At 59.1% G+C, this 727-nt stretch carries 1 protein-coding gene; it reads left to right on the top strand.

The window, feature by feature from the left end:
* Nucleotides 1-52: 52 nt before the first annotated feature.
* A complete protein-coding gene (locus tag A6D6_RS21635; RefSeq protein ID WP_133493503.1) occupies nt 53-655 on the top strand; it encodes a peroxiredoxin in 603 nt (200 codons plus the stop codon).
* Nucleotides 656-727 lie beyond the last annotated feature (72 nt).

Here is a 727-nt window from a genome sequence, read left to right as displayed (position 1 = left end):
CCCGCCGTTCACGGCGGGTTTTCCCTTGTGACTTAACTGGAGAGATAACGAGATGGGCGTATTGGTAGGTAAACCCGCACCCGACTTCACCGTTCCCGCGGTATTGGGCGATGGCAGCATCGTCGACGAGTTCACCCTGTCCGAGGCGATCAAGGGCAAGTACGGTCTGGTGTTCTTTTACCCGCTGGATTTCACCTTCGTCTGCCCGTCCGAGCTGATCGCCCTGGATCACCGCATGGACGCGTTCAAGGAACGCGGCGTGGAAGTGGTCGGTGTCTCCATCGACAGCCATTTCACCCACAACGCCTGGCGTAACACCCCGGTGAACGACGGCGGTATTGGCGCGGTGAAATACACTCTGGCAGCCGATATGAATCACCAGATCGCCCAGGCTTACGATGTTGAATCCGAAGGCGGCATGGCGTTCCGTGGTGCGTTCCTGATCGACAAGAACGGTGTGGTGCGCAGCCAGATCGTCAACGACCTGCCGTTGGGCCGTAACATCGACGAGTTGGTGCGTCTGGTGGACGCCATCCAGTTCCACGAAGAACACGGCGAAGTGTGTCCGGCCGGCTGGCAAAAAGGCGACGCCGGCATGAAGGACAGCCCGGAAGGCGTGGCCTCTTACCTGTCCGAGAACGCGGACAAGCTGTAAAGCGCGGAAGACCGGACGCCAAAGTCAAAACCCGGGACTGAAGGCGTTGCGGAAATAAAAAATTGCCGGGAG

This window comes from Alcanivorax xiamenensis (assembly GCF_009846745.1).
Taxonomy (GTDB): Bacteria; Pseudomonadota; Gammaproteobacteria; order Pseudomonadales; family Alcanivoracaceae; genus Alloalcanivorax; species Alloalcanivorax xiamenensis.
The sequence above is the reverse complement of the archived record's forward strand: the minus strand, read 5'-3'. Positions and strand labels throughout refer to the sequence as shown.

Bases quoted from the DNA above. Each gene is read 5' to 3' on its own strand.
- A6D6_RS21635 (WP_133493503.1), top strand. From the start codon at position 53: ATGGGCGTATTGGTAGGTAAACCCGCACCCGACTTCACCGTTCCCGCG.